This is a genomic window from Stenotrophomonas sp. P5_A8, assembly GCF_056400545.1.
On record NZ_JBFULB010000184.1, the window covers coordinates 1 to 7579 of the forward strand.

At 65.9% G+C, this 7579-nt stretch carries 8 protein-coding genes; 4 read left to right on the plus strand and 4 right to left on the minus strand.

Going from position 1 to position 7579, the window contains the following annotated elements; genetic code table 11:
* Positions 1–143: 143 nt before the first annotated feature.
* Both AC1DQP_RS13230 and rimO read right to left on the minus strand, forming a co-directional pair.
* Entirely contained in the window at positions 144–977 is an 834-nt protein-coding gene (locus AC1DQP_RS13230; RefSeq protein ID WP_457320871.1) for a DUF3025 domain-containing protein, read from the minus strand.
* Positions 974–2338: a 30S ribosomal protein S12 methylthiotransferase RimO gene (gene rimO / locus AC1DQP_RS13235; RefSeq protein ID WP_478051766.1), complete on the minus strand. Its 1365-nt coding sequence runs from the start codon at positions 2336–2338 to the stop codon at positions 974–976. Before rimO ends, AC1DQP_RS13230 begins: the two co-directional genes overlap by 4 nt.
* 204 nt (positions 2339–2542) lie before the next feature.
* Here rimO and AC1DQP_RS13240 point away from each other — a divergent pair, with 204 nt between their 5' ends.
* The 3 genes from AC1DQP_RS13240 to AC1DQP_RS13250 are packed head-to-tail and all read left to right on the plus strand — an operon-like array spanning position 2543 to position 3816.
* Positions 2543–3214 (plus strand): dienelactone hydrolase family protein, encoded by a 672-nt coding sequence (locus AC1DQP_RS13240; RefSeq protein WP_457320867.1) that lies wholly within the window; start codon positions 2543–2545, stop codon positions 3212–3214.
* Positions 3211–3633, plus strand: coding sequence for an HIT domain-containing protein (locus AC1DQP_RS13245; protein WP_256774602.1), 423 nt, complete (start codon positions 3211–3213; stop codon positions 3631–3633). The genes AC1DQP_RS13240 and AC1DQP_RS13245 overlap by 4 nt, the downstream gene beginning before the upstream one ends.
* A 15-nt stretch (positions 3634–3648) precedes the next feature.
* A complete protein-coding gene (locus tag AC1DQP_RS13250; RefSeq protein WP_019182647.1) occupies positions 3649–3816 on the plus strand; it encodes a LiaI-LiaF-like domain-containing protein in 168 nt (55 codons plus the stop codon).
* Positions 3817–4043: 227 nt separating this feature from the next.
* Here AC1DQP_RS13250 and dcd read toward each other — a convergent pair whose 3' ends face one another.
* On the minus strand, positions 4044–4616 hold the full coding sequence (gene dcd, locus AC1DQP_RS13255) for a dCTP deaminase (RefSeq protein WP_038687170.1): 573 nt from the start codon (positions 4614–4616) through the stop codon (positions 4044–4046).
* A gap of 178 nt (positions 4617–4794) precedes the next feature.
* Positions 4795–5652 carry an iron-sulfur cluster carrier protein ApbC gene (gene apbC / locus AC1DQP_RS13260; RefSeq protein ID WP_256777716.1) on the minus strand — a complete coding sequence of 286 codons (858 nt, stop codon included), beginning with the start codon at positions 5650–5652 and terminating at the stop codon, positions 4795–4797.
* 556 nt (positions 5653–6208) lie between these two features.
* Between apbC and AC1DQP_RS13265 the strand changes: the two genes are divergently transcribed.
* On the plus strand, positions 6209–7579 hold a 1371-nt coding region (locus AC1DQP_RS13265), incomplete at its 3' end, for a TonB-dependent receptor plug domain-containing protein (RefSeq protein WP_478051767.1).

The following is a 7579-nucleotide window of genomic DNA, read 5'->3' on the forward strand; positions in this document are numbered from 1 at the left end:
CGGTAGCACGGCCAGCCGGGCATGGCCCGGCTCTACCGCCTGCGATCGTTGCCGCGCTGCGCGCGGCTAGCCGGGCATGGCCCGGCTCTACCCGCCTGCGATCATTGCCGCGCTGCGCGCGGCCAGCCGGGCATGGCCCGGCTCTACCCGGTTGATGGCGCGGGATAGTTCCTTCCCGCGCGCGCGGGGCGGAAATACCCGGCCTGCTGGTAAAACGCGGCATCCTGGCCTGCATGCCAGCCGGGGATGCCCATCAGCGGGAGCGGCCGCAGCTCCAGTGGATCGCTGAGGAGGCGTCCGCGCTCGATCAGCGCCGCCACCTGCGCGACAGCGCGCGCGTCATCATCGCCCTGCACCACCACACCTTTGCCTACCAGCAGCCGCCCGGGCGACAGCGCCTGTTCCATCAACGCATGGCCGATCACGGCCGCCACCGCGATGTCGCCCTCGCGCCATGCGCCTGCCCCGTCGACGAACAGCGCCGACCAGTCATGCCGGTCCCATGCCTCCAGCAGCGCCGGATCGCGCACGCGCACGATCACGCCGGTTTCGTCGAACTGGGTCAGCGCCGCCTGCGCACGGTTGCGCTGCCCGGAAGGCATCGCCGCGATGTGGCGGCACTGCTGCTTGTTGAGGGCCTGCTTGATGGCCGGGTAGCGCGCCCAGATCAGGGCGTTGAACAGGTCGTGCCAGTTGTCCGCACGCGTGGCGATCTGGCCACGTTCGGCAATGCGCACTTCGTAATGCAGGCCGTCGGCCAGCAATGCCGCGTCCTGTTCGACCAGATGCCGGTGCGGCAGGCAGAGGCGTGCGTCGAGCATCCGGACGCTCGGCCAGTCGGCCGCCGTCAGCAGATCCTGGACCTCGCGCAGCCCTGCGTAGAGCGGCTGCGCGAAGCACATCGCGTCCACCGCAGCACGCGGCGGCGCGACGAAGCGGCGGCGACCGCCGGTCTCGGCGGACGCCGCGGCGGTCACAACACCTGCAGGTCGAACGGCTTGCGCGCGCCGGCAACGATGATCGCGTCACCGAACAGATCGTGGTCGTCGCTCTCGGTGATGTCGACATCGACGAACTGACCCACGCGCAGCTTGGCCTCTTCGGCGTTCTGGATATGCACCAGCCCGTCGATTTCCGGCGCGTCGGCCTTGGAGCGGGCCACCGCGATGCCGTCCTCGATCGCATCGACCAGGCACTGCTGCACGCTGCCGATCTTGGATTCCAGGCGCGCGGCGGAGATCTCCGCCTGGCGTTCCATGAAGCGGGCCAGTCGCTCCTGCTTCACTTCCTCAGGCACCGCACCGGGCAGGTCGTTGGCGGTGGCGCCGGTGACCGGCGAGTAGGCGAACGCGCCGACGCGGTCCAGCTGCGCCTCGTCCAGGAACGCCAGCAGCTCTTCGAACTCGGCATCGGTCTCACCGGGGAAGCCGACGATGAAGGTCGATCGCACGGTGATGTCCGGGCACAGCTGGCGCCAGCGCTGCACGCGCTCCAGGGTCTTGTCGACCGCACCGGGGCGCTTCATCAGCTTGAGGATGCGCGGGCTGGCGTGCTGGAACGGAATGTCCAGGTACGRCAGTATCCGGTTTTCGGCCATCAGCGGCACGATCTCATCCACGTGCGGGTACGGGTAGACGTAATGCATGCGGGTCCAGGCATCCAGTTCGGACAGGCCTTCGCACAGCGCCTTCAGCCGTGTCTGGTAGGCCTTGTCGCGCCACATGCGCTCGGCATATTTCACATCCACGCCATAGGCCGAGGTGTCCTGCGACACCACCAGCAGTTCCTTCACCCCACCGCGCACCAGCCGCTCGGCTTCGCGCAGCACCTCATCGACCGGACGCGAGACCAGCTTGCCGCGCATCGAGGGAATGATGCAGAAGCTGCACTTGTGGTTGCAGCCTTCGGAAATTTTCAGGTAGGCGTAGTGGCGCGGGGTCAGCTTGATGCCGTAGTCGGGCACCAGGTCCACGAACGGATCGTGCTTGGGCGGCAGCGCGGCATGCACGGCTTCCATCACGCTCAGGTAGTCCTGCGGGCCAGACACGGCCAGCACGTTCGGATAGGCCTCGCGGATCTGCTCCGGACGCTTGCCCAGGCAGCCGGTGACGATCACCTTGCCGTTGGCGTTCATCGCCTCGCCGATCGCGTCCAGCGACTCGGTCACGGCCGAATCGATGAAGCCGCAGGTGTTGACCACCACCACATCGGCCGAATCGTAGGAGGGCACGATGTCGTAGCCCTCGGACCGCAGCTGGGTGAGGATGCGCTCGGAATCGACGAGGGCCTTCGGGCAGCCAAGGCTGACGAAACCGACTTTGGGGTTCAGCTGGGACATGGAATCGCGGGACTCTGGGGGCCTGGGCCCATGCCGGAATGGCGTGGGGACCTGGGGCCGGAAACGGCGGCAAGTATACCGGCGTTGCGGGCCACGCCCTGAATCGCGTTCGGCCGATGCCGCCAGATCCGGCACCGCCCCTGACATCGCGCTAACCCGCCGGGACCGGATAATGAACGCATGAACCAACAGGAGTCCTGCATCATGGGTGAGTGGGTCACGCTCGATACGCATCACGGTCCGGTCCGCGCCTGGCAGGCCACCCCGGACGGCAAGCCTCGCGGCGGGCTGGTGGTCATCCAGGAGATCTTCGGGGTCAACCCGCACGTGCGCGAGGTCGCCGAAGGCTTTGCCGCCGCCGGTTACGCGGTGCTGGCGCCGTCGTTCTTCGATCTCATCGACGGGGTGGACGCCGATCCGGACGCCCTGCCCTACGACCCGGAGGGGGTGAAGCAGGGGCTGGAACGGGTCAATGCGCTGGGGGTGGAGAAGGCGCTGGAGATCGTCCGCGCCGCCGCGTCCCGGCTGGCGCCGGCCGGCAAGGTTGGCACCGTCGGCTATTGCTGGGGCGGCAGCATCGCCCTGCTCTCGGCGCTGCGACTGGGCCTGCCGTCGGTCAGCTACTACGGGGCGCGCAACGTGCAGTTCCTGGATGAGACGCCCAAGGCGCCGGTGATGTTCCACTTCGGCGCGCAGGACAAGAGCATTCCACCAGAAGCCATCGCCGCCCACCGCCAGAAGCTGCCGCAGATGCCGACGTTCGTGTACCCGGCCGACCATGGCTTCAACCGCAGCGTCGGACATGCGTATGATCCAGACAGCGCCGCCCTGGCGCTGAAACGCACCCTGGACTTCTTAGCGGAGCATCTTGGATGAGCGAGTTCGAACTGGATTCACGCCTGGCCACCGATAGCGTTCTGGTAGCAGAAGGGCCGTTGTCCCAAGTGCGGTTGATGAACGACGAGCGGTACCCGTGGTTGATCCTGGTGCCTCGATTGGCCGGCATCACCGAGTGGATCGACCTCGATGGCGATCAGCAGGACAAGCTGCGCACGGAGTTGAACCGGGCGTGCAAGGCGCTCAAGGGCACCGATGGCGTGGAGAAGATCAACATCGGGGCGCTGGGCAACATCGTGCGCCAGCTGCATTTCCACGTGATCGGCCGCCACGTCGGCGATCCGGCCTGGCCGGGACCGGTCTGGGGCCAGGGTCAGGCGCACCGTTACGATCCGGAGGTACTGACCCAACGTGTCGCGCTGTGGAAGGAACGGCTAGGATATTCGCCCCAGCCCTAACGGACCCTGCCCCTGATGCGTTCCAACCTCGTCGCTGCCATCGTCCTGATCCTCGTCGGCCTGTTCCTGCTGGCCAGCAATCTCGGTTGGACCAACATGAACATGGGGAAGCTGATCCTCACCTGGTGGCCGGTGGTGCTGGTGGCGGTGGGCATCGGGCTGCTGTTCGGCCGCGGCAAGTAGAGCGGACCGTTGGTCCGCTGCTTTTGGTCCGCTGCTTTCCGGTTACCCTGCCGCACTCGGACCAAGCCACAAAAAAGCGCGGAGTACTCCGCGCTTTTTTTGTGGTCGCCATCATTGATGGGTAACGGTAACCGCAGAGGCAGCCGACCAACGGTCGGCTCTACCAGGCCGGGACGCCGCAGCACGCCCGGGGATTGATCAGGTGCGCCGCGCCACCCGCGTGGTCATCAGGTCCGCGGCAGGGTGACGCCGGTCTGGCCCTGGTACTTGCCGCCGCGGTCCTTGTAGGAGGTCTCGCAGATATCGTCCTTGTCGGCCTGGAAGAACAGCATCTGGGCCACGCCTTCGTTGGCATAGATGCGCGCCGGCAGCGGCGTGGTGTTGCTGAATTCCAGGGTCACATGCCCTTCCCACTCCGGCTCCAGCGGCGTCACGTTGACGATGATCCCGCAGCGCGCATAGGTGCTCTTGCCCAGGCACACCACCAGGGTGTCGCGCGGGATGCGGAAGTACTCCACCGTGCGCGCCAGCGCAAAACTATTCGGCGGGATGATGCACTCGTCGCCCACGATATCCACGAAGCTGCCCGGGTCGAAGTGCTTGGGATCGACGATGGTGGAGTTGATGTTGGTGAACACCTTGAACTCGCGCGAGCAGCGCACGTCATAGCCGTAGCTGGAGGTGCCATAGCTGACGATGCGCTGGCCGTTGGCCTGCTTGACCTGGCCGGCTTCAAACGGCTCGATCATCGCCTGCTGTTCGGCCATCTGACGGATCCAGCGGTCACTCTTGATGCTCATGGGGGGTCCTGGGTGCGATAAGGAACGGCACCGCCAACGGGCGCCCGGGCCACGATTCTAAACAGCCACCCCGGCCGCGACCAGCGGCGACTGCCACCCGCTGCCCTGCCCCTGATGCGACAAGGCCCGGCAGTGCCGGGCCTTGTGCCGTGCCGACCACGATCGTGGCGGCAATGACTCAGATCAGCGAGGACAGGATCGGGATGCTGGCGCGCGGGCGCTTGGCCACTTCCTCGATCAGCCGCTGTGCGGCGTGCACGTAGGCCTGCGCAGCCAGCGATGCCGGCGCGGCAGCGGTAATCGGCGTGCCGGCATCGCCCTGCTCGCGGATGCCGATTTCCAACGGCAGCGAGCCCAGCAACGGCACCCCGTACTGCGCGGCCATGCGCTCACCGCCGCCCTCGCCGAACAGATGCTCCACCTGGCCGCAGTTGCTGCAGGTGTGCACGGCCATGTTCTCCACGATGCCCAGCACTGGCACCTCCACCTTCTCGAACATCTTCAGCGCCTTCCTCGCATCCAGCGTGGCGATGTCCTGCGGCGTGGTGACGATCACCGCACCGGCCAGCGGAATCTTCTGGGTGAGGGTCAGCTGGATGTCGCCGGTGCCCGGCGGCAGGTCGATCAGCAGGTAATCCAGATCGTCCCAGAGGGTGTCGTTGAAGAACTGCGTCATCGCCGAGGTGGCCATCGGACCGCGCCAGATCATCGGCGTCTCGTCCTCGATCAGGTAGCCGATCGACATGGTCTCCACGCCGAACGCGCGCATCGGCTCGATCGACTTGTTGTCCGGACTCTCCGGACGACCACTCAGGCCCAGCATCGCCGGCACGCTGGGGCCGTAGATGTCCGCGTCCAGCAGACCCACGCGCGCACCGAGGCTGGCCAGCGCCACCGCCAGGTTCACCGCCGTGGTGGACTTGCCCACCCCGCCCTTGCCCGAGCCGACCGCGATCACGTTGCGGATGCGCGGATGCGGGCTGAGACCCTTCTGCACCTGGCTGGCGTGGGGGCGACGCGTCTGGCTGCTGCTCACTGCATGACTCCGGGGAAAACGCATGGAACCGGTGACTATACAACCTTGTCCGACGCCGATCCCTGTTTGTGCCGCCCGCACAACGGTGCCGGTTGGCTGCACTCGGAGACGACCGTAGAGGGTGGTGGGCCCCTCTGACCAGCGCGCGCTGGTGACCGGTGACAGGGTTTTGAGCCGCGTTGACGGACCGCATCCAGGGATGGCGCTCGCACCTGAAACTGAATGAAAATCGAACGATTTTCATGTCCTCGTCAGAGGCAGGCCACGATTACTCGTCGAAATAATTTCAAATGAAACAAATATATCGTCTATCAATCAATCACTTGCGCCGAAAACGATCCTCTCAACCCTCCTTTGCCTACCCTGTCTCTATGACCTCTTGATGAATGCTTGACATCCAATGTTAAGCCCGTGTTAACCTCGCGTCATCGGCTTGTGAAGCTGATTGCGGGAGGGGCATAGATGCTCCAGTCCCGTTCCAAGGCACAGGGAGACGCCAGGGGTGCAATGCCGCYGGTGTTTTACGCAAACGCTAGTTCAAGGGGATCCAAACATGATGAATCGCAAGTCGCTCAGCCGGAATCCGCTGAGCTTCGCACTGGCTACGGCCGTGCTGTTCACCGCAGGCACGCCGGCCTTCGCCCAGAGCGCAGATCAGGTGCAGGGCAAGTCTGCCGAAAAGACCGCCGCCACCAATCTTGAAGCCGTCACCGTGACCGGCTCGCGCATCAGCCGCGACGTGTTCAACTCGGTGTCGCCGGTTCAGGTCATCACGCGTGAAGAGACCACCCTGGCGGGCTTCCAGTCGACCGCTGGCGTGCTGCAGAGCACCGGAATCACCGCTGGTTCGGCGCAGATCAACAATGCGTACGGCGGCTACGTCACCAACGGCGGCCCTGGCGCCAACACCGTGGGCCTGCGTGGCCTCGGCCCGACCCGCACCCTGATCCTGATGAACGGCCGCCGCATCGCACCGGCCGGTTCGCGTGGCTCGGTCGGCGCGACCGACCTGAACGTGCTGCCCGACGCCATCGTCGATCGCGTGGAAGTGCTGAAGGACGGCGCTTCGTCCGTCTACGGCTCCGACGCGGTCGCCGGCGTCATCAACATCATCACCAAGAGCAAGATCGACGGCGTTACCTTCGAAGCGCGCCAGACCGCCACCGATGGCGGCGGCGGTGAAGAGCGCCGCTATGCGATCGTTGCCGGCAAGACCGGCGCCTCCGGTCACATCTCCGGCTCGTATGAGTACTACAACCGCGACGCACTGAGCCTCAACGACCGCGACTGGACCCGTTGCAACACGGACTACCGCCGCGCTGCCAATGGCGGCCCGTGGGGCAGTGGTGACACCATCGATCCGCTGACCGGTCAGCCGAAGTGCTATCCGATCACCGGCACCGGCTCCAACGGCGTCACCATCAACACCATCGGTACCCAGAACCTGACCGGCGTTGCCGCCGCAGGGGCGCGGGGCACCACCTTCAACCGTTGGCGCCCGAATTCGGCGATCAGCACCGGCCTGGTCGGTTTCGAAGGCGTGGGCGGTGGCCAGACCACCAACAGCAACATCCGCGACACCTTCGATCCCCGCACGCTGAACCGCTCGCTGATCTCCGGCGCCGAGACCCATACCCTGTTCCTGCAGGGCGGCCTGGACCTGGGCGTGATGGGCGACGCCGAAGCGTACTTCGAACTGCTGGGCAGCCGCCGCGAATCCGATCAGATCGGGTATCGCCAGCTGTCGCTGGACTACCTGCGCGGCAGTCCGCTGATCCCGGCCAACCTGGCTTCGTCCAACTTCGGTGGCGGCGTGGGCGTGCGCGCCTTCATCGGCTACGGCAACGACAAGAGCTCGCAGAAGGTCGACTTCTTCAAGGGCACTGCCGGCCTGCGCGGCCACGTGACCTCGACCTGGGACTACGAC